The following is a 21,161-nucleotide window of genomic DNA, read 5'->3' on the forward strand; positions in this document are numbered from 1 at the left end:
AAAATATATAGTTTTAAGGATTATAGTATAAATGGCCCGGCAAACTTCGAAGCCACCACATCCTGCGGCAGTGCGTCCTCCTGCGGATCACCGGACACTAGGCTGCCCATGGCCTTCGCTACGGCGGCTTCGCATAAAAAAGGCTTGGCGAAGCCAAGTTTTCTAGAACTAATCAATGTGTTTCTTTCCAAAGTACTGGAAATAATCAGTGCGAATCCGACCATTATACAACTTTCTTTTCTTACTTGCCGGTCGTCCAAAATAGGTCTCAAATTGTTCAAAGGATGAAATGAAGTACAAAGACCACGATTTGTATGTTTTGTACAAGTTGCCTAAATCCTTACAAATTGCTTGGATTTGCTGCTCGTCACCCATACGTTCCCCATACGGTGGATTTCCAATCATACATCCGTTTTCATCTTTTGTTGTAAAATCAGCAACCTGCATCTGTTTGAATGTAATCAGGCCGCCAAATCCAGCCTCGAGTGCATTATGTTCGGATAATTCAACCATTTTATGATCTATATCGCTGCCCAGAATCATTAACGGTTGATCATAGTTTGCCTTATTTTCCGCCTCATCGCGTGCATTCGCCCAATTTTCTTTACCAATCACCGGCCATGATTCGGAGACAAATCCCCTGTTAAACCCAGGAGCAATATTTTGTCCGATCATTGCGGCTTCAATGGGCAGGGTTCCGGATCCGCAGAATGGATCGACAAAGGGACGATCAGGAGTCCAGCGGCTTAATAAAATCATCGCACTCGCCAAGGTCTCTTTGAGCGGCGCCAAATTATGAAGCCGCCTGTACCCGCGTTTATGCAAGCCTTCGCCCGATGTATCGATGGACAGAGTGGCCCAGTCCTTTTCAATAGCGACCTGAATCTTAAACATCGGTCCGTCTTCCTGAAACCATTCTTGGTGATAATGCGTCTTTAACGACTCAACAATCGCTTTTTTTACAATAGCTTGGCAATCTGGAACACTGTGCAGTAATGATTTATGTGATTTACCTGTCACAGGGAACAAGGCGTTCTCCGGCAGAAAATCCGCCCATGGCAAGGCCTTCGTTTGTTCAAAAAGTTCATCGAAGGTAGTGGCCTTAAAGCAGCCGATTTGGAGTCTTAAGCGATCCGCTGTCCGCAGCCAAAGATTACAGCGGCAGATATCCCTCGCCCCCCCTGAAAACAAAATCCTACCGTTTTCCACTTTCAAGTCATCATAGCCTAAATTTTTCAGTTCCCTTGCAGCAATCGCTTCAAGGCCCATCGCTGTCGTCGCGATCAGCGTCCATTTATCTGTCATCTATTTGTTCCCTTCTTGGTATTCCCTGCTTTTATATACACTAAGATTAGCGGAAGCTAACAATTTTTTATTAGAAAACTTGCCGATTGGCAAGCCTCTGGCGCAGACAGAGGCCTAGTTGAACTTACACTCGTTTCCTTTAAATTTTTTCTATACTTTACTTTCTTATCCGTGTTAGAAAAACCTGGCACAGCCCGATCCTTGGCTGTCATTCTGCACGCGGCTTTGATCCATCAACCTTGAACTTGAACGACACTTCAGCTGCTCGCTTGCCACGGGCGATCCGGGAGCCTCCTCATACATGCTCTTATCTGCGGGGTCTCCCCTGGCTCGCTGGTTCCGCAGGCGTCTCGCGCTTTCGTGTCTAGATATATTTTCTGGCTCAGCATGCTCAAGATCTTATACTTTCTTATCAGTGTAACAAAAAAAGCCCATACAGGGCTTTTTCTTCATTAATAATATGCATTATTTATGTTCTGTAAGCCATGTTCTGTACTTTCGCACTCAAGCGGAGCTGCATGCTCCTCGTACGAAAGCGGCAATCATCTATCTACAGAATCATCTGTCCCTTTTTCCGTTTGGTTCCTTCCAAAGGGTTCCTCTACCAAGTTTGAGTTTCCCGCTCGAGGGGTTTACCGCGTTCCACTTCTTTTGTTTCCAAAAGACATCGTCACTATGGCACTTTACAGGATGGCAAGCCATATTCCCGTAGGAACACAGGCCTCTATCCCGCCGTTAGCCCAGATTACTCCAAGCTACCCTGGCTTATGACTTCGCCAGGCACGAACACTACGGTCATCACAGACCGTGCGAGCATGGACTTTCCTCTATATTCACAAGGAATACAGCGATCACCCGAACACAAACAATGTCACAGCTACATATTATAGAGCACTTTAATAAAAGAAGCAACCCATATTTTTAATTAATTGATCTTATTCACCTAATTTGCTGCCGAATACATGTTTCTCAAGATTAGATAGACGTTTTAGAATATCGTAATTGGTTAAGCCTTGATTTTCAACAGGCTGCACGGATCGTTGCCCATCTTCATCCAACAATTGGCTTTTTAACCGTTTGTTTTCTTCGCGCAGGCGCACTATCTCCGCATGAAAAACATCATAGTCGCTGATCACTAGATCCAGAAATTGATCAACCTCATCTTGTTGGTAACCATGAAACCCGGATTTAAACTCTTTATGAAGAATATCATTTTTAGTTAATCTAATCGTTTTCTGTTCTGTCAAGTCGACCCACTCCAAACTAATGATCTCATCTTATTTTTTCAAATTTAGTCTATTGTGTCAATGGTTCATTCATGACGATTTTTTTCACTCAATCCGACAGGTAATAAAGTCCGTTGAAAAACGAACCAACCGTTCCCTGAGGTGAGGTCAATCATCTCCACCCGTCCAGTACTCGGGATTTTGCTGCTGGAGCTCTTCAGAGGCAAGCTCCATGTCATAACGGTCGATTGTTTGGATGGGGTAAGCGGATTCATGAGCCTTCCGTTTTGCCGCTCCTAAGTAAAAATTGGGTGAACCCGGAGACTCCTCATCATAAACGATCAGCATGGCATCTGTTTTCGCGACAAGAAAGTCATTCTTTTGACGAAGCTGTGATGGATTTTCGTAGGGACGATTACTGATAACACCCGTGTAATCAGCCTGTTCAATAACGTGTACGTAAAGTTCCTTCTGCCAATCCTTATAATGCTCCTCTTGATTAAGAAAAGGCATGAGTACCGCAAGCTTGACGTTTATTTTATCATTGTCTCTTAGTTCGAGGCACACCTGTCCTGCCCAAAGTTCTACTCCGGTCTGACCGCTAATCACGAACCAGTCTGCGCCGTTTTCTGCATACTCGCGTATTTTTTTCTTCAATGCGTAACAAATAACCGGAATCCCGGGATGATCGTTTGAAAAAACACCTAACTCATGAGCTTTGTAACCAGTAACAAGAACAACTGATCCATCTTCATGCATCACATTCCCCCTCCTTTCAAAATAAGATGGTGATTACGTGGGGATCAAACGCATCGCTTGTTGTCGAATAATTGCCAATTGAACGTCTAAAGGGACGAGCGGTGACGATTTTAGGCGTTTTTTGCGCTTGCCCGGGTAATATCCTTATTTCTCAAGAAAATTTCTCGAATTGTTTCTGATCAAGACGATTTAATCGTTTTGCATACATTGCCTCAGTCTTCGCAATTGTCTCATCAGAACCCTGACTCTTGTGAAGGCGATCAATAGCTTTTTGGGTATAATGGATCGCTTTTTCATAATCCTTAAACCGATGTTCCAATAATTTTGCGGCTTCAATACACAGCGAGCCATCTTGATCTCCGCATTCTCGGATGACGGACCGAAACAAATTCAAGGAGTATACATAGTTACCTTCACGTTTACACAGCTCAGCAAGTCGCACCTTGGCCGGACTTTGATACAAAGACTTGCCATTAATTAGTGTTTCCCATAGTTGACGTGCTTTCGCATGATTTCCGAGCTGATCCGACCAGCGAGCAATTTCATAGTGTTCTTCTGGATCGCACTCAATTTTACCAAGAATTTTGTTTGATAAGTGAATATAGAGACTAATTAATGTCAGCACATCTTTGCGGTTGTGTTCGATAATTCCTTTTACTAACTGTGCGTCCGGATGTTTCAGAAATTGAAAATAGAGAAAAGGCGCCATTTTTCCCGGCACATCAACAGGTCTCTTCATGGACAGAATCTCGGTTTCAATTGTTTGAAGACGTACCGATTCCAATCTTTTTTTCCATAATCGACGCGAGGCATGCAAAAGATCGAAATGTCCGAAAGCCGGTAGTTTTGGTACTTGATCGCGCACGAATTGGTGGCGCGTTTTCACTCGCGGCCAGTCGAACGCTTTTCCATTAAAAGTCACTAAATTTTTTAGGGAACCGCAATCATTTAAAAAGGCATCGTAAAAGGCAGCTTCATGTCCGGGACCCGGCAAGAAATATTGTTTTAACTCGAGCCCATTACAGGTGACACGGGCCCAACCGATTAAAAAGATCATCTGACCTGTGCCGGAGCCTAGTCCTGTTGTCTCCGTATCAAAAAAAAGCAGATCATCCGCGTGCAGGCCACGCGCCGATAATGGATGATCAGAAAAATCCGATTGCCACATGTCAACGATCGGCTTCAAGTCGTTTAAAGTATAAGGACCGATTTTCATACTAAGCGGAAGGAACTCGGTATGAACGAGTACAAATTGATCATCAAAATGACGGATCGAGGCGCCGAGTGCGGCTGCCGCTCGCTGAATCTCTTTATTTTGTACCTGCTCCCTATTCTCAGAGCAGCCGGAATCATGATCGGATTTTTGCGCGGTCCTAGCATTTTGTTCATGCAGCTGTTTGCGGTAAAGTTGTAATTTCTTAGTTAGTGACACAGTCATCGTTCCCTTAGCAAACGCCTTAGCGTCAATTTAGCTGCCTTGCCTTCATTGACAAAGCCGATACAGGACGGACATCCGGATTCGCAAGCACAATTTTCCACCATTTCACTTGCCTTATCCAGTAGCTTAGGCATTTCCTGATAAAGTTTCTCGCTAAGGCCGATACCGCCCGGGTATTTGTCGTACAAAAAAACCGTTGGCTTCTCATTATGCGGCGCCTTGATCTTTGGAATAACGGAAAGATCCGATTGATCGCACATAACAAATAGCGGTGCCGCGTGACGAAGCAAGTGGCTGAGTCCAACAAGCGCCCCCTGAAAGACATCTTTACCATAAAGATCTAAGAGCGCCGGATCAAAGCTGATCCACGCCGCGTTCGTATGCATTTCAAGCTCTGGAAGATGGATCTTTCCCCATCCGATATTTTCATAGGTTTCAAACCGAATCTTTTTGAAAATTGTTGGTAGTGCGCGGACAGAGACGTCGCCATAACCTTTTTCTAATTTATCGTTGTCAAAATCAGCATGCTTGTCCATCGCCAGAACATCAAGCTGAACAGCTAAGTCTGAATCTGTGTAATAATTGACATTGACTTTGCGCACATACGCTTTACGTTCTTCCAAATCCAAATCATCGACATGATACTGTGTCCCTTGATGAATATAGATCGCATCTTCGTAAAGCATGGTCATTGCTCCAAAACGATCCATCTCGCCGATTACTTTTGCATGCCCCTGATCGGTTATATCAACAATCGCAAATGAGTCTTGCGCGGCAGATCGTAAACTGACATTGTTCGCAGGGAAACCGTCACTCATCCAGTACCATTTTTCTCGTTGAAAATGGAGCACATCCTCGTCAGTGAGATAGTCGCATAGTTCATCGACTGCCTCCCCGCCAAACAGCTCTCCTCTTTTAAAGGGCAGTTCATAAGCGGAGCATTTAATATGTTCCATAAGAATCATGATATTATCAGGATTGATACGGACGTCCTCCGGTTTTCTTGAGAAAAAATAGTCCGCGTGATCGGCCATGTACTGGTCAAGCGGATTGGAGGAAGTTACCATAATGATTACTGCGTCGTCCTGTCTTCTTCCCGCCCTTCCCGCTTGCTGCCAAACGCTTGCCATGTTTCCAGGATAACCGGTTAGGATACATACTTGCAGCTGCCCGATATCCACACCGAGCTCGAGCGCGTTTGTACTAACTACACCCATAATATCGCCACTGCGTAATCCCCGTTCAATTCTGCGCCGTTCAAGTGGGAGATACCCGCCTCGATAGGCGCATAGTGTCGCTCGATCGTGCCTTCCGCTGTTTAATTTTTGCAGATGACTGACAAGAAGCTCAACTTTTAATCTGCTTTTCGCAAAAACGATTGTTTGAATTTTATTCTTTAAAAAGTTGGTCGCAAGCCGAGTCACCACATAGCTCTCGTTCTCGCGCACATTCAATTGTTTATTCGTCACCGGCGGATTATAGATAAGAAAATGCTTGCGCACACTTGGCGCGCCGTTGCGGTCAATGAGAAACATCCGTCGTCCCGTCAACGCTTCAGCGTGTTCTCTCGGATTGGCAATGGTTGCCGATGTACAAATGAATTGTGGATGACTGCCATAATAATGACAAATTCTTTTCAAACGTCGGATCACATTGGCGACATGACTGCCGAAAACGCCTCGGTATGTGTGCAGCTCATCAATAATGACGAACTGAAGATTTTCAAATAGCGAGACCCACTTTGTATGGTGGGGTAAAATAGAAGCATGAAGCATATCCGGATTCGTCATCACAACTTGTCCGGACTGGCGGATCGTCTGACGGATTGAGCCCGCCGTATCTCCGTCATAGGTATGACTTTTTATTGGCAGACCGAGTTCGTTTATAAGCTCAGCCATCTCATTCATTTGATCCTGAGCAAGCGCTTTAGTTGGGAAGAAATACAGAGCTCTGCCTTCCGGATGTTCAATCATAGCCTCGAGAACCGGCAAATTATAGCACAGCGTTTTACCTGAGGCTGTGGGCGTCACAAGTACGACATCTTTTCCTTCACTGACCGCTTCATAGGCTTCTGCTTGGTGGGTATAGAGCGACTGAATACCGCGGCGAACAAGCGCGTCTTTCAGCCTTTCGTCAAGTGATTGAGGAAAAGGCGCATATCTAGCTTCTCTTTTGGGAATGGTTTGCCAATGAACGATATTCGGATCGCTCTTCAATTGATTTAAAAGGTCGCTTACGCTCTGACGTCCAATCATTTAAACCACCTCAATTCATGCATCGTTCGTTGTTCCTGAACAGTCCTGCTGTCCATCATTATAGCATAACGAATAAACGTTCGCTAATTATTCAAAAACTACTGGAGGGTTTATGATGCTAACACTTAATGAACAAATTCGTAATGATCGAAAGCTCGCCATTCTTACGGGGGCGGGAATCAGCGTACCATCCGGAATTCCACCGTTTCGCGGAACGAATGGTCTTTATCAAAATGCAGATGTGGAACGTTGTCTGTCGATGCATTTCTTCCGAACCCATCCCGCCGAATTCTGGACATTCTATTGGTCACTGTTTGATGCGAATCTATTACTCGAAGCGCTGCCGAATCGTGTTCATTATTGGTTGAAAGACCTTGAACGCGCGCACCAAGTCACGGTGATCACGCAAAATATAGACGGTTTGCATGTGAAGGCGGGCAGTTCACAGGTCATCGAAGTCCACGGAGCATTCAATCGTTGTATCTGCCCTAAGTGCGCGTCCGTTTATGAAACGCGAACGTTGATAAATGAAAAAATTCCGCATTGTACTGCCTTATCTAAAGAAGGCAAGCCATGCGGAACGGTATTAAAACCAGATATTGTACTGTTTGGCGAAGCGGTTCGAGGTTTACGAGGCGTTGAACAGGCAGTGAGTCAAGCCGACCGTTTGCTGATTCTGGGCACGTCGCTTGGTGTTGCTCCAATCAACTTTTTGCCTGAGTATGCGGAGGAATTCGGCGTACCAACACTACTGATCAATGATCATCCGGCGCTGCAAATGGATGCCATCGATCACTTTGTAAAAACGAACTTTTTCGATTTTGATGCCAACACGATTCGTTTTTAGAGTAGCGAATTAGTCGTTGTTTTTAAGGAGATCAACAAACTGGCTGACTTTTGTCCAATAGAATTCCGGGTTTGCCGGAAATCTATTGGATTGTGAGACTTCAAGCCACTGTACAGCAGCGGTATGAATCCCCGCTGCTTTTCCTGCTAAAGTATCACCGTTCGCATCACCGACATAGATGGATGCGTTCAGATCAGCATTAAATTTCTCAAGTGTTCGCTTAATTCCTTCCGGATCCGGTTTTGGAACCGCAACATCATCGCCGGTAATGACACTGTCAAATACGCCTTTAAATCCAAGTTTTTCTTCGGAAATGATGTAGGAGCGACGTGCTTTTCCAGTGATTAATCCAATTTTCATTCCTTGTTTTTTTAACAAATGCAAGAGGTTGAAAATTTCAGCGTTCTTCTCTACAAATCGTTCATGTTCTTTCTCGTACACTTCAAAATAAAGCTCTGTCGCTTCTGGAATCGCTGCTTTATTTTCGAGATTTTTGGCAATCATGCCCTCTTCCGGTGGTCCGAACATGGAAACAATGCCATCGTGGTCGATGGTTCGTCCATCGTACTTTTTAAACAAAATTTGCATGGCGTGAACTGTAAGCGGTAGCGTATTCGCAAGTGTTCCGTCAAAATCAAAGAGAGCGTTTCGTAGTTGCATTCTTATAGTCCTCCAAAAATAGGATAACTTACTTAAATACTTATTCTAGTATCCTATTTATCTCTTAAGTTTGTCAAAAAATTTATTATTTATCCTTCATCTTTCATAATTTTTTTAAAGTCTCAACACACTCAGTCATCTCGTTCAACGCTTGATGATCAATAGCAAAACCAATGCCAGGCTGATCCGGAACGTGAATCAAACCTTGATCAATGGTAATTTCAGGTGTCACAAGATCTTGTTTCCAATAATGGTTGGAAGCAAACAGGTCGCCAGGCAATGTGAATCCTTTTAAAGATGCAAGTGCAATATTATGCGCTTTGGCGATGCCGAATTCGATCATTCCACCACACCAGAGCGGGATGGAATGGCGCACACATAAATCATGAATGCTTACAGCTGCCGTCCAGCCGCCTATCCGCGCCATTTTCATTGCGAAAATTTTCGCGCTTCCTAATTGAATCGCACTTGCGGCATCTTGATAGGAACATATACTCTCATCGAGACAAATCGGCGTATCCATCATTTTTTGAAGGAAGGCATGATCCGCCAAATCATTATAAGCGAGCGGCTGCTCAAGCATCAGTAAATTGAATTGATCCAACTGACGAAGACGATCGCAATCGGCAAGGCTGTAATCCGAATTCGCATCCGCCATAAGAGCGAGATTGGGAAAATGCCTGCGAATGCCTGACAACAAAACCATATCATTTGTGCGCGATACTTTGATCTTATAGCGCTTGTACCCCGCGGACATGAGCCGTTCAATCTGATCAACGGCGCGTGCGGGCTCCCTTGCTGTGATAACCGCACCGGCTTCAACTTCTGATTGTGCAGAGCCGAAAAGTGTGCCAAGATACACACCTTTCTGCTTTGCATACAAATCCCACATGGCCTGACTAAGCCCCGACTTGGCCATGTGATTGCCACGTACTCCGCTCCAAACTTGATCGAGTTCATCAGGATTTAACGATTCTTGGCGCAACAAAATAGGAATCAAGAAATCCTTAAGCATATGAAGACATGTTTGAATGGTTTCTTCTGAATACCACGGACTGGAAAAGGGATCCGCTTCGCCGTACCCGATCCGTCCATCGGTATCCATTATTTCAATAATCAGCGCTTCTCTGCGCGTCACTTGCTGTAGATGAGTGATGAACGGTACGTTTAGAGGCGCTGATATGGCACGAATCGTGACAGAATGAAGCTTCATTTTATATTTTCCTCTCGTAACCTCAGCGCTTGGCATTGGATGAAGGTATGGATACGTTCCTGATAGTCCGATGGCTGTTCAAGGTGAACCGCATGACCTGCATCCGGAACCGCTTGCCAGTCGGCATCCGGCAAACGATCACATAATTCAGACGCAATCTTGCAAAATTTTGCATCCAACGCTCCGGTAATTAAGAGAACCGGTACCTGTAAAGTGGCGAGATGTTTCCACCACGACGGCTGTGCTCCGGTGCCCATACCAATTAAACTATTAGATAGTCCGTTCGATAGGTTTGCAAGCCGCTGTTCTCGCAGAGCTGAGCGACTTGATTCAGGGAGACATTTTTGCGAATCAAAAAGTTCGAGGTTCTCCCAACGGTTGACAAAAGCGGGAATGCCGTCTTCACAGATCGATTCGGCTAACTTTTGGTCGCGCAAACGACGCGCCATTCGTTCTGCCTCCGTTTTCAATCCCGGCGAAGAACTCTCCAAAATTAAGCTGGCGATGCGTTCCGGGAACAGGCATGCAAAAGTGAGCGCAAGCCTGCCGCCCATGGAGTAACCAATCAAATGCACTTTATCAATATTTAGTAAATCAAGCAGTGCTGTCAGATCCTTCGCCACCTCATTGATCGCATACCGCCGGAAATCCTTAGGACTCTCAGAGTGACCGTGTCCGATAATATCGACAAAAATGAGTTGGTAGTCTCGAACGAACCGTGCTTCAAGAAAGTGCCAAGTCTTCATACTCCCGGTAAATCCATGCAGAAAAAGCAGTGGTTCCCCCGTTCCTCTCCGCTCATAATGATAGGTCACACCGCGAAGTTCAGCTTTCATAAATAACTTCCTCCCTGAAACGTTCGTCGAGAAGTCTTTGCAGCAAATGATGCTTTTCAACATTGTCTTCCCGTTTTGTCGGCACTTCAATGATGTTCAAACCATCAATGGACTGAGAGTCGTCGAGTGCTGCGTCAAAAGCTCCCCAATCACTTATTTTGGTATAATGTGCGTCATAAAGTGCTGCAGCGTGAGCGAAATCAAGCCCATGAGGGGTACCGAAAAGCGATTCAAAATGCTTTTTTTCCGATGCCTGTGGAAGAAAGGAGAAGATTCCTCCACCATCATTGTTCACGAGAATGATCGTCAGGTTCGCTTGATTTTGACGAGCTGCAAGCAAACCGTTCATATCATGAAAAAAACTAAGATCTCCAATCGCAAGGATTGCGCGTTGTCTTGATAGGGCAACACCAACTGCTGTCGAAACAACGCCATCAATACCATTAGCCCCGCGATTTGCAAAAATCTGTGCAGATTGAGAGTGAGTGAACAGGAAGCTGTCCAATTCCCTGATCGGCATGCTGTTGCCAACAAACAGGTTCGCCTTCTCAGGAAGCCATTCAGCCAGTTTCAAGAATACTTTTTCCTCGTTCAATAGTTGCTCGCCGCTTATGCTTGAGAGCACTGTCTTCGTTGTACTATTTATGGTAAGCCATGAATGGAGCCATTCCGTACCATCTTTTTTATTAATCAGCGGCAGCAAATCCTCGCAAAAGCGCTGTTCATCACAATAGATCATTTCCGTAGCCATGCAAATCGGATCTCTCCATTCCATTCCACCATCGATAACAAAATTGGCACAGGTTTGGTGTTCCATCCAGAGTTTAATGGCTTTGGACACCGGCGGCGCGCCAAATCGGATGATCAAATCCGGATCGAATGCGGATGCGATGTGTTCATTGCGCAGAAATGTATCGTAAGTCTCAATAATTGTTTCCATTGAATGCGTTCCTCGTCGAAGCTGTGAAAGTGGGTCGGCGAGAACAGGAAAACCTGCACGTTCAGCAAGTTCGATGATGCCGAACGTACGCGCGTCCGTATCCGTGATTCCGCAAATAATAACGCCTTTTTTTGCGGACATAATGCGTTCTGAAATTGCCTTCAGTTGGTTTTGGCCAAGCGCGAGCACGCCCTGATGAACGGGAGTCGCGTTCGTTGCGCAACTTTGGTTTAATCGCCCCGGGACTAGCGGTTCTCGAAGCGGAACATTAAGATGTACCGGTCCTCTAGGAAGCCCAACTGAAATAGCGACCGCTCGACTAGCTAGAGCTTGATTATAATCAAGTAGGCTTAAATCATGCTCCGATAATTCCAACTGAGAGTAGTGTTTGACATGTCTTCCGTACATCCCCTGCTGATCCACGGTTTGCGGCGCCGCGACATGCTGCAGTTCGTAAGGCCTGTCCGAAGTAATAATAATTAAAGGAACGCGCGAAAAATAAGCTTCAATCACCGCCGGATAGTAATTAGCCGCGGCTGTTCCAGATGTGCAGAGTAATGCAACGGGCTGAGCAGAGGCTTTTGCGAGTCCAAGTGCCAGAAATCCGGCAGAGCGTTCATCAATATCCAAATATGTCTGAATGTCGGGATGTTCTTCAAAGAGCACCGCGAGCGGCGTCGATCGCGAGCCCGGACTGATAACGACTGTCCGTACATTGTGCTCCGATAGTGTATGAATAAATGCGGAGAGATAGCGCGTCACTAATTCTTGATGATTCATGAGTTCCTCCTCGTGAGTGCATTGAGCATCGGCTTAAATTTAATCGCTGTTTCTTCATATTCTTGTTTTGGAATCGAATCTTTCAGCAAGCCGCAACCAGCATATAGAAGCACGTTCCTGCCGTTAATTAACGCCGACCGTATGCCAACGTCAAATTCGCCATTTTCTTGTGCGTCACACCAGCCAATTGGTGAAGCATAGAAGCCGCGATTCAATCGTTCGTGCTCACGGATCCAATCCATAGCTGCTTTGCGCGGCAGTCCGCCGAGCGCGGGCGTCGGGTGCAGGCGTTTAACAAAATCAAAAACGGAAGCTGATTCAGCGCATAGTCCTTCAACCGATGTGTATAGATGCTGGATATTCTTGTTTTTCATCAATACTGGTTGATTTGGAATGGTCAGCTGTTCACAAAGATCAGTGAGCGAATCGCGTACTGCTGAGACCACATACTGATGCTCCATTCGATTTTTCCGGTCGTTGAGCAGCCACTCACCGAGGCGTGAATCCTCTTCATCCGTTTTAGCGCGAGAAACCGATCCGGCAAGGCACGCTGAATAAATGCGTCGGCCACTTTTTTTAATTAACCGTTCCGGTGTTGCGCCGAGAAATGCTGCCGACTCTTTTTCGAGACAAAAGACACATGTATTTTCTTGTTGCTCGCGTAAACTCCGTATGAGTTCGTCACTTGAGAGCTCATTTTGGAAGATCATCTTTCGAGTACGCGCCAGCACAATCTTTTTTATTGCGCGCTCTTCCATTATTTGAATGGCATCGTCAACCGTGTGCGTCCATTCATCTAGATCTTGATCCTTTTGTTCGAGAAGCGGATTCCATGGTTGTTTTTCCCAATGGGTCATTTTCACGTTGCGGAATATAGTGTCTTCACTTTGCTGAATCTGCCGCATCAGCTCATCTGCGTGATCACCTGGTTCGCAAACTACTGTGCGTGTCAGATAGTACTGTCCCTCTTGCTTTGTCACTAAGAATGTTGGGAGAAAAAAATAACAGCAGCCAAAAGAAGCCCATTCTTTGGACGACTGCTTCGTTGAATCAAACGTATGACCGCCAAATAAAAGCGGTCCAGTGCCCTCGATTCCGCTAATGCCTGTCACAGTCGCGGTGTTCCGGAGCTGTTTCAGAATATCTCGCACCAATGTATCATTATCACCTTCTGCGGTTGCAGAAACCGCAACTCCTGCTCCTACTAGAGCAAATCCAGTTGACTGGCTCTCCCAAAAAAAGCGTTCACCACGATACTGCTTCGCGGCAGTATGATAAAAATCGAGCGGATCAATTGATTCTATCGCTTTTACTTCACTAACGACACATCGTTTCCCAACTACTTTGGCATGATCTATCGCCGTACAAATCACGTTATAAAAATCTTGCCTATATGAAACTGTCACCTTTATCACCTATTATCGCTTCTAATGTGAACATATTATGTCTTTTTAAAGATAACTCTTCTCAATTCGGACTGTCAATTTCAAAGTATGATGTCTCAATTGAAGAAAAAGAGTAAAACTTGTCCTTGGTTAATATAATCCAAAGGAGTCGCTAACCATCGCGGAAGGGATTTCGATCGCATGTTTCCAAAAAAACATTTTTCACCTAATCCAGTACTCTATTGTATTGTTTTCTATATACTTTTCAGTCTACTCTTGTTCGCTCTTACAAAGCGAACGATACATGTTATGATGCTCTGGAACCTTCTTTTGGCGTTTCTTCCACTCTTCATTGCTGTCTGCATGTGCTTAGCAGATAGCGCACGAGATTGGCTCAGAACATGGATGCTCGGATTATTATGGCTGGTCTTCTTCCCAAATGCGCCGTATTTGGTCACCGATTTCATCCATCTTCAAGGCATTTATTTTTATACAACAGGAAAATCGATTGTTTATTCCAGTGATTTCTTATCCTGGTTAAGTCTCATTCATATTGGCATCGGTACCTTTGTCGGTACCTGCTCCGGCATGCTTTCGATGTGGATCATCCATCATCGCTTTCTACAAAAATTCGCGTCTCCTATTGTTTCGATCATTATGTCTTTGATCTTTATCACGAGCGGTTGCGCGATGTACATTGGCCGCTTCTTACGTTTGAACTCCTGGGATATCTTCTATCCAACTACATTTCTGTCACGAGTGACGCATCATGTCAATGCTTTTTCAATTGGTTTTTCGTTGCTCTCCGCATGTTATATTTTTATGACTTACTACTTTTTTTCCGTTCTTTTTACAGCAATAGCAAGGCTTGGAGAACATTTACGATGAAATTCAATTCGTTTTATTGAGTCATTTCCTCCGTCATCTAATCATAGTTTAAAAAACAATGATTAGACGGAGGGGACTGCGCATGGGCTGCATCGATGGTAAAACGTATCTGGAACGAATTGATCGTCTTCGCAATAATGTCTGGATTAACGGAGCAAAAATATCAGGCAACCTTTCTGAACACCCCGCCTTTAAAAATGTCATGAAAAGCCAGGCAAAGCTTTATGATATGCAGCACGAGAAATCTTTCCGTAACATTCTGACGTTCAAATCGCCAAGTACTGGGGAGCGAGTGGGTACTGCATATTTGGAACCAAAAAAGATAAAAGACCTTGTGAAACAGAGAAAAGCATTTCAGATTTGGGCACGGGAAACTGCCGGTATGATGGGCCGTTCACCCGATTATATGAATACCGTTGTGATGACCTTTGCTGCCTGTGCCGATCTTTTTGGTGACAAACAAGGTTCAGACAATATGCGTGCCTTCTATTTGAATTGCAGAGAACATGATCTCTCACTTACCCATACGTTTATTCAGCCCCAGGTGAACCGATCCTCACTCTATTTTGAAAATGCGTCGGACGCTGTTGCTGCACGAGTGATTGATGAAAACAAAGACGGACTTGTCATTCACGGTGCACGACTACTCGCAACACAAGGCGGAATGACTGACGAACTGCTTGTTTTTCCGACCGGTGCCTTTCATTTTGATGAAGCTTATGCGTATGCGTTCTCCATTCCCTCAAATACACCTGGTCTAAAATTTATTTGCCGTGAATCCTTTGCCGCTGGAGAAAGTCATTATGATCATCCGCTCAGTTCACGATTTGACGAAGTAGATTCAATCGTTCTTTTTGATCACGTCACTGTTCCCTGGGATAGGGTATTCCTGCATGGTAATACCGATATTGCAAGCAGGCTTTATACGGACAGTGGTTTTATGCCACTTCAAGTTCATCAAGTGACCTCAAGAAATATTGTGAAAACAGAGTTTATTCTCGGCGTTCTTCAGTCATTAGTTGATGCTATTAATATTGCTGAATACCAGCATGTTCAGGAAAAAATTGCTGAAGTAATTGTAGCACTTGAAACGCTCAAAGCATTGCTCACCGCATCAGAGGTTCACGCCTCAATCGATACATGGGGTACAATGGTACCGGATCGAAAGCCGCTGCTTGCCGCAATGAACGTGTATCCAAAAATTTATCCGCGATTTGTTGAAATTGTACAATTGATTGGCGCAAGCGGATTAGTTACCATTCCTACAGAAAGGGATTTCCAATCAGAAATTGGTGATGTGTTGCGGAATTATTTACAATCTGCAGATCGTAATGGTTATGAGAAAGTTAAATTATTTCGATTAGCGTGGGACCTGGCGATGAGTTCCTTCGCAGGTAGACAAACATTGTACGAACGGTTCTTTTTTGGCGACCCTGTCCGCCTCGCATCGAACCTTTATCGTGACTATGACCGATCGGAATTTGTTAAGTGGGTTAATGAGTTTCTCAACCGCGAAGAGCTATAAAGTGATTGTGGACCGCAAAAAAACATGGTAGCATAGGAATTATGATCTACGCCTAGCAACTTAAGAATGGATTGGATATTGCTGTTCTCGGCTATCTGGTACACCATTTTCCTCACAGGTCCGTTTGGGTCAATGGCATGATTACACTTTTATTGCGAGATGATCTAATGGATATTTATGTAGCCCGACAACCGATTTTTGATCGAGAGATGCGTCTTTTTGGTTATGAATTGTTATATAGAGAGAGTGGTACGAATTCGTTTCATGGGACAACAAATGACGGACATGCAACCGCTTCACTCCTTGCAAATTCCGTACTCGTGATCGGTTTCGATGAGTTGATTGAGGGGACAAAGGGATTCGTCAACTTTCCGGAGGATTTTCTCGTACAGCAGTTGCCTCGGCTGTTACCTAAACAGAAAATTATCGTGGAAATATTGGAGCGTGTCACCCCAAGTCGTGAAGTGATTAGCGCTTGTCGCTTGCTGAAAAAGGACGGATATACTTTGGCGTTGGACGACTTCGTTTTCGGACGTAAAGACTATGAGGAATTGATTGAGCTCGCGGACATGATTAAAGTAGAGTTCTCAAGAACAAGAATTAAGGATCAGATGCGTTTCATCCAAAAGTATCGCGGTCAAAAGATTCTTTTGGCGGAAAAATTGGAAACAATGTTGGACTACCGCTTCGCACTTGCGATGGGCTATGATCTCTTTCAAGGGTACTTCTTCAGCAAGCCGCTTATGATCAATGCGAAGGAAATTGGTTATCAACAAGCCAACTTAATTCGAATTCTCAAAGAGTTGCGTGAGCCTGAGCCTGATCTCATTCGGATCAGTACACTCGTTCAAGAAGATCTTGGATTAACCTACAAATTATTGCGTGTGGCGAATACCATCCGCTACGGAGCAAAGTATCGAATTAAATCCGTTGGCCAAGCACTGATCAGGATCGGCACAGAAGATATGATTAAATGGACGCACATTATGTTATTAACCGGTGCGCAGGAAGTTGAAAATGCCGAACTCGTGAAGCGTTCGCTGATTCGCGGGAAGATGTTGGAGCTCATAGCTATTAAACTTGGACTTATAAATCAAAGTTCCGACTATTTTATTACTGGTATCTTCTCCTCGCTGGATCAGATTCTCAGCCAGCCTATGCAAGAGATTTTAACTAAGCTTCCTTTGGATCAGGAAGTATTCGAAGCCTTGCTTGGCAACGAAAATGATTTAAGAATATGTCTCGATTCAGTTGTTAAATTCGAACAGGCGCAATGGGATGTGACGCTCCCTTTCATTAAAAGCCATAAATTGACTACCGAAGACTTTATGTCGCTCTATTTAAAAGCAATAAAGTGGCAACATACGTTGTCTGAAGAAGAGGCGAAGACAACTCACCTATAAAACCTTATCGACTATTGAGTAACAGGGAACCTAATTAGGATTGCTTTTTCTCTCATTTTGATGCCCTTCTCGCTCTGTATTTCCTGCTCCTCTAATTCAACACTTCCCTTTACACTGAAAATTGATCCTTGTACATTTTGCAATAAAGCCCATTTTTCTTCAAGAGCTGCTCGTGATTCCCTTGTTCAGTGATCATACCATTATGCACAACAAGAATTTGGTCTGCGTGACGAATTGTGGAGAGGCGATGCGCGATAATGAAGCTGGTTCGTCCTTTCATTAACTGCGCCATTCCTTCTTGAATTTCACGTTCCGTATGTGTATCTACATGGCTCGTTGCTTCATCCATAATTAGAATGGCCGGATCAGCGAGCAATGCTCGAGCAACGGTAAGCAATTGTCTCTGTCCTTCGCTTAAATTTTCCCCATTCCCCTGCAGAATCGTATCATAGCCATGCTCAGAATCCATGATAAATGAGTCTGCATGCGCTGCCACTGCCGCACGTTTTATCTCTTCGTCTGTTGCCTCAAGCCTGCCATAACGTAAATTATCCTTAAAACTGCCATGAAAGAGGTAGGTATCTTGAAGAACCATACCGAATAAACTGCGGTAGCCGGAACGGCAATACTTCTTAATATCCGTACCATCGACGCAAATGGAACCGCTAATCGGTTCATTAAACCGCATCATTAAATTGACTATGGTTGTTTTTCCGGCGCCTGTCTGTCCGACAAATGCGACCGTTTCACCGGGATGCGCGTGAAACGAAATTTTCTTTAGGATGGGGTGCTTCGAATCATAACCAAATGAAACGTTGCGAAAATCAATCTCTCCTCTGCAATTTTCTCGGCTAATTGTCCGAGCGTTTTTTGGATCCGGCAATTCTTCCTTTCGATCAAGAATGTCGAAAACGCGTTCAGCACCGGCTATTGCAGAGAGCAATGTATTAAAAATACTGGCTACATCGTTCAGCGGACGAGAAAATTGCCTTGAATAAGTAAGAAAACTGGCGATCATACCCACGGTGATCATGTTTTTAACTGCTAAAAAACCACCGAAGGAAGCGACTGCAGCAAAGCCTAAATTATTGATTACATTCATCAAAGGCATCAGGTAACCAGACCAAATCTGCGCGCGCAATCCGACATTTGTTAAGCGTTGATTGATTTGTGTGAACTGTTCAATTTCTTGACTTTCGTGGTTAAATGCCTTGATTACGGACAATCCGGAAATTGATTCTTCGATTCGGCCATTCAAGGTGCCCAACTCTTTCTGTTGTTCTACAAAGAGTTTGGAGGTTCTAGTGGCAATTGTTTTGGTCAAAATAAAAACAAGCGGCACCATGATCATACTGGCAAGCGTTAACGAAGGACTGATCCAGAGCATCATAACAACTGATCCGGAAATCATAATCACATCATTCATCAGTTGCACCGTGGATTGCGAAAGTGTGACATCAATATTTTCAATATCATTTGTTAGCCGACTCATGATCTCTCCATGGTTATTGTGATCAAAAAAAGAGATCGGCAATTTCTGTAATTTCCAAAATAGACTTTTACGAATGCTGATTACGATTCTTTGACCTGTGGTTGCCATAAGCCAGCCTTGAAAAAAAGTCAGCACACCATCCATCAAATAGAACATACCAAGAACAAAAATTATAGTGATCAGCATCGAAAATTTAACCGAATGTGCTTCAGTGCCAATCTGATTAATCGCGATTCCGATAAAATAAGGAATCAACAAGGAAATAATCGAATCAAGCAGAACAAAGAAAAAAACAATGATGAGCGCACGTTTTTCGCGAACGAAATATATGCCGAGCCTCTTTAATGTAGCCCACATTTTTTCCGGCTTTTCAACAGGGGCGAACCGCCCCGCTCCCCTTCTTCTACCGCTTCTTCCAGGCATTGGTACACTGATATGATCTCTAGAACGCTTCTTTTCAGTCATTTTGGATTCCGCCTCTCTCCATTTGCATAGAATATATACCGCGGTAGAATGCCGAAAATGATAATAATTCCTTATGCGTGCCTATTGCCTCAATGGCTCCATGATTCATCACTATAATCTTGTCCGCATCCTTAATGGAGGCAGCCTTTTGAGAGATGATGATGCAAGTTAACTGATTTAGTGCCTGCTTTAGGCGGCTTCGGATCAGTTTGTCGGTACGCACGTCTACAGCACTCGTCGCGTCATCCAAAATCAGAAGATCCGGCTTACGAATCAGTGCACGCGCAATGGAAATGCGCTGCTTCTGCCCGCCGGACAAGTTGACTCCTCCTTGACCAATCATTGAATCATAGCCATGTGAAAGGCGGCGGATAAATCCATCCGCGTCTGCGATTCGAGCCGCTTCATAGACTTCTTCATCACTTGCCTGCTCATTTCCCCAGCGAATGTTGCCAATGACCGAGCCGCTGAATAAAAAGGTGCGCTGAGGTACAATTGCGACTCTTTTTCGCAGCTCACCTTCGCTATACCTTTTGATATCGTTGCCATTAAATACTATCGTGCCTTTGTCCGGATCGTAGAAGCGAAGAATTAACTGCGTAAGTGTGGATTTTCCTGATCCAATCGGACCAATAATACCGAGCGTCTCCCCAGAATCAAGATCAAAATTAATGTCTTTCAATACAGGATCTTGACCCTCAGGTTTTTGATAGGAAAAGGTAACATGACGAAACTGAACTGCCCCTTTCTTTTCGGGTGCACATAGCTCGAGGCTCCCCGTCTGAAAACGCTGATCCAGCTCATCATTCATTACTTGTCCGATCCGCTCTGCCGAGGCTTTTGCACGCACAAGCATATTAAAGGCGTTATTCATCATCATAATCGCAAAAAGAAGTTGCATCATATAGTTAGTAAAAGCGATGATCGTACCTACTTGCATGGAATCGGAATTTACACCAAGTCCTCCAAACCACAGAATGGCAAGAATTCCGCCATTCACTGCCAAATTAATTGCAGGAGCAAAAAGGCTGCCGATTTTAGAGGCAGCAGCTGACAGCTCACCCAATTCGTTATTATTTAATTGGAACTTTTTCTGCTCGTACGCGGAGCGATTGAAGACCTTAATGACGCGGACTCCGGCTAAATAGTCCTGCATCGAACGATTAACACGATCAAGTGCACGTTGTACATTTCGAAAAAAAGGATAACTGATTTTCATATTTAAAAAAATCAGCACTGCTATAATCGGAGCGATTCCTAGCAATACCAACGAGAGTTTTGCATTCAAATGAATCGCCATAATAAGACTGCCGATTCCAACGAGCGGCGCTTTCGCCATAATGCGCATCATGCCATTGGCGAAGGTTTGCACACGGGTGACGTCATTCGTGAGACGGGTGATCAATGACGCGTTGCCAAAATGATCGATCTGAGCTTGAGAGAAGCTCTGTATTTTTATGTATAAATCTTGGCGCAGATCCTGAGCGAAGCGCTGAGAAACACTACCTGAAAGCACATTGCGCGCGCTCGCGCAAAATGCACCAATCACCGTTATTGTGAGCATCAAAAGCCCAAACTGTTCAATAAACGGCAAATCTGCCTTGCCAACGCCCTGATCAACGATCCGTGACATTAGTGCCGGCTGCATCAAGTCCGCCAAGGCTTCAAGCGACAGGAAAAAGAGTGCAAAAACAAATTTTACTCTATATGTTTTCCAGTAAATACGAAGGTAGCCCATAGAAAA

General features: G+C 44.5%; 16 protein-coding genes and 1 other RNA gene. 4 read left to right on the forward strand and 13 right to left on the reverse strand.

The annotated features are described in order from the left end of the window. Positions 1-168: 168 nt before the first annotated feature. From BM003_RS01165 to BM003_RS01190, 6 genes are all read right to left on the reverse strand, one after another. A complete protein-coding gene (locus tag BM003_RS01165) occupies positions 169-1,305 on the reverse strand; it encodes a THUMP domain-containing class I SAM-dependent RNA methyltransferase (RefSeq protein WP_093669233.1) in 1,137 nt (378 codons plus the stop codon). Between the two features lie 474 nt (positions 1,306-1,779). Then, an RNA gene (gene rnpB, locus BM003_RS01170) (RNase P RNA component class B) lies at positions 1,780-2,168 on the reverse strand. 72 nt (positions 2,169-2,240) lie between these two features. Beyond that, positions 2,241-2,552 (reverse strand): cell division regulator GpsB, encoded by a 312-nt coding sequence (gpsB, locus tag BM003_RS01175; protein WP_093669235.1) that lies wholly within the window; start codon positions 2,550-2,552, stop codon positions 2,241-2,243. A 147-nt stretch (positions 2,553-2,699) separates the two neighbouring features. Continuing rightward, positions 2,700-3,290, reverse strand: a complete 591-nt coding sequence (locus BM003_RS01180; RefSeq protein WP_093669237.1) for an SLOG family protein — start codon at positions 3,288-3,290, stop codon at positions 2,700-2,702. A gap of 151 nt (positions 3,291-3,441) precedes the next feature. After that, a complete protein-coding gene (locus BM003_RS01185; RefSeq protein ID WP_093669239.1) occupies positions 3,442-4,722 on the reverse strand; it encodes a ribonuclease H-like domain-containing protein in 1,281 nt (426 codons plus the stop codon). Positions 4,723-4,724: 2 nt separating this feature from the next. Further along, positions 4,725-6,983, reverse strand: coding sequence for a DEAD/DEAH box helicase (locus BM003_RS01190; RefSeq protein ID WP_093669241.1), 2,259 nt, complete (start codon positions 6,981-6,983; stop codon positions 4,725-4,727). A gap of 115 nt (positions 6,984-7,098) precedes the next feature. Between BM003_RS01190 and BM003_RS01195 the strand changes: the two genes are divergently transcribed. Continuing rightward, positions 7,099-7,830 carry an SIR2 family NAD-dependent protein deacylase gene (locus BM003_RS01195; protein ID WP_093669243.1) on the forward strand — a complete coding sequence of 244 codons (732 nt, stop codon included), beginning with the start codon at positions 7,099-7,101 and terminating at the stop codon, positions 7,828-7,830. Between the two features lie 9 nt (positions 7,831-7,839). On the opposite strand, the gene BM003_RS01200 is transcribed toward BM003_RS01195, so the two are convergent. From BM003_RS01200 to BM003_RS01220, 5 genes are all read right to left on the reverse strand, one after another. Further along, the gene (locus BM003_RS01200; RefSeq protein ID WP_093669245.1) at positions 7,840-8,490 is read right to left on the reverse strand and encodes an HAD family hydrolase; all 651 of its coding nucleotides are present in this window, start codon (positions 8,488-8,490) and stop codon (positions 7,840-7,842) included. 103 nt (positions 8,491-8,593) lie between these two features. Then, positions 8,594-9,703: an o-succinylbenzoate synthase gene (menC, locus tag BM003_RS01205; protein ID WP_093669247.1), complete on the reverse strand. Its 1,110-nt coding sequence runs from the start codon at positions 9,701-9,703 to the stop codon at positions 8,594-8,596. After that, positions 9,700-10,539, reverse strand: coding sequence for a 2-succinyl-6-hydroxy-2,4-cyclohexadiene-1-carboxylate synthase (gene menH, locus BM003_RS01210; protein WP_093669249.1), 840 nt, complete (start codon positions 10,537-10,539; stop codon positions 9,700-9,702). Before menH ends, menC begins: the two co-directional genes overlap by 4 nt. Continuing rightward, positions 10,529-12,259, reverse strand: a complete 1,731-nt coding sequence (gene menD / locus BM003_RS01215) for a 2-succinyl-5-enolpyruvyl-6-hydroxy-3-cyclohexene-1-carboxylic-acid synthase (protein ID WP_093669251.1) — start codon at positions 12,257-12,259, stop codon at positions 10,529-10,531. Before menD ends, menH begins: the two co-directional genes overlap by 11 nt. Then, the gene (locus BM003_RS01220; protein WP_177184570.1) at positions 12,256-13,665 is read right to left on the reverse strand and encodes an isochorismate synthase; all 1,410 of its coding nucleotides are present in this window, start codon (positions 13,663-13,665) and stop codon (positions 12,256-12,258) included. Before BM003_RS01220 ends, menD begins: the two co-directional genes overlap by 4 nt. 180 nt (positions 13,666-13,845) lie before the next feature. On the opposite strand from BM003_RS01220, the gene BM003_RS01225 reads away from it, so the two are divergent. The 3 genes from BM003_RS01225 to BM003_RS01235 all read left to right on the forward strand — a co-directional run bounded on the left by BM003_RS01225 (position 13,846) and on the right by BM003_RS01235 (position 17,460). Continuing rightward, complete coding sequence (locus BM003_RS01225; protein ID WP_093669255.1) at positions 13,846-14,532, forward strand: DUF1361 domain-containing protein; 687 nt, start codon at positions 13,846-13,848, stop codon at positions 14,530-14,532. A gap of 82 nt (positions 14,533-14,614) precedes the next feature. Beyond that, positions 14,615-16,057, forward strand: a complete 1,443-nt coding sequence (gene hpaB / locus BM003_RS01230) for a 4-hydroxyphenylacetate 3-monooxygenase, oxygenase component (protein ID WP_093669257.1) — start codon at positions 14,615-14,617, stop codon at positions 16,055-16,057. Positions 16,058-16,224: 167 nt separating this feature from the next. After that, on the forward strand, positions 16,225-17,460 hold the full coding sequence (locus BM003_RS01235; RefSeq protein ID WP_093669259.1) for an EAL and HDOD domain-containing protein: 1,236 nt from the start codon (positions 16,225-16,227) through the stop codon (positions 17,458-17,460). Positions 17,461-17,569: 109 nt separating this feature from the next. Here BM003_RS01235 and BM003_RS01240 read toward each other — a convergent pair whose 3' ends face one another. Then, a complete protein-coding gene (locus BM003_RS01240) occupies positions 17,570-19,417 on the reverse strand; it encodes an ABC transporter ATP-binding protein (RefSeq protein WP_093669261.1) in 1,848 nt (615 codons plus the stop codon). Then, positions 19,410-21,155: an ABC transporter ATP-binding protein gene (locus BM003_RS01245; protein ID WP_093669263.1), complete on the reverse strand. Its 1,746-nt coding sequence runs from the start codon at positions 21,153-21,155 to the stop codon at positions 19,410-19,412. The genes BM003_RS01240 and BM003_RS01245 overlap by 8 nt, the downstream gene beginning before the upstream one ends. Positions 21,156-21,161 lie beyond the last annotated feature (6 nt).

This window comes from Sporolactobacillus nakayamae (assembly GCF_900113325.1).
GTDB lineage: Bacteria > Bacillota > Bacilli > Bacillales > Sporolactobacillaceae > Sporolactobacillus > Sporolactobacillus nakayamae.

What these genes read in the sequence shown, in the direction of transcription:
- BM003_RS01165 (WP_093669233.1), bottom strand. Translation starts at nt 1,305, where the DNA reads ATGACAGATAAATGGACGCTGATCGCGACGACAGCGATGGGCCTTGAA.
- BM003_RS01180 (WP_093669237.1), bottom strand. Translation starts at nt 3,290, where the DNA reads ATGCATGAAGATGGATCAGTTGTTCTTGTTACTGGTTACAAAGCTCAT.
- BM003_RS01190 (WP_093669241.1), bottom strand. Translation starts at nt 6,983, where the DNA reads ATGATTGGACGTCAGAGCGTAAGCGACCTTTTAAATCAATTGAAGAGC.
- BM003_RS01195 (WP_093669243.1), top strand. Translation starts at nt 7,099, where the DNA reads ATGCTAACACTTAATGAACAAATTCGTAATGATCGAAAGCTCGCCATT.
- BM003_RS01200 (WP_093669245.1), bottom strand. Translation starts at nt 8,490, where the DNA reads ATGCAACTACGAAACGCTCTCTTTGATTTTGACGGAACACTTGCGAAT.
- menC (WP_093669247.1), bottom strand. Translation starts at nt 9,703, where the DNA reads ATGAAGCTTCATTCTGTCACGATTCGTGCCATATCAGCGCCTCTAAAC.
- menH (WP_093669249.1), bottom strand. Translation starts at nt 10,539, where the DNA reads ATGAAAGCTGAACTTCGCGGTGTGACCTATCATTATGAGCGGAGAGGA.
- menD (WP_093669251.1), bottom strand. Translation starts at nt 12,259, where the DNA reads ATGAATCATCAAGAATTAGTGACGCGCTATCTCTCCGCATTTATTCAT.
- BM003_RS01225 (WP_093669255.1), top strand. Translation starts at nt 13,846, where the DNA reads ATGTTTCCAAAAAAACATTTTTCACCTAATCCAGTACTCTATTGTATT.
- hpaB (WP_093669257.1), top strand. Translation starts at nt 14,615, where the DNA reads ATGGGCTGCATCGATGGTAAAACGTATCTGGAACGAATTGATCGTCTT.
- BM003_RS01235 (WP_093669259.1), top strand. Translation starts at nt 16,225, where the DNA reads ATGGATATTTATGTAGCCCGACAACCGATTTTTGATCGAGAGATGCGT.
- BM003_RS01240 (WP_093669261.1), bottom strand. Translation starts at nt 19,417, where the DNA reads ATGACTGAAAAGAAGCGTTCTAGAGATCATATCAGTGTACCAATGCCT.
- BM003_RS01245 (WP_093669263.1), bottom strand. Translation starts at nt 21,155, where the DNA reads ATGGGCTACCTTCGTATTTACTGGAAAACATATAGAGTAAAATTTGTT.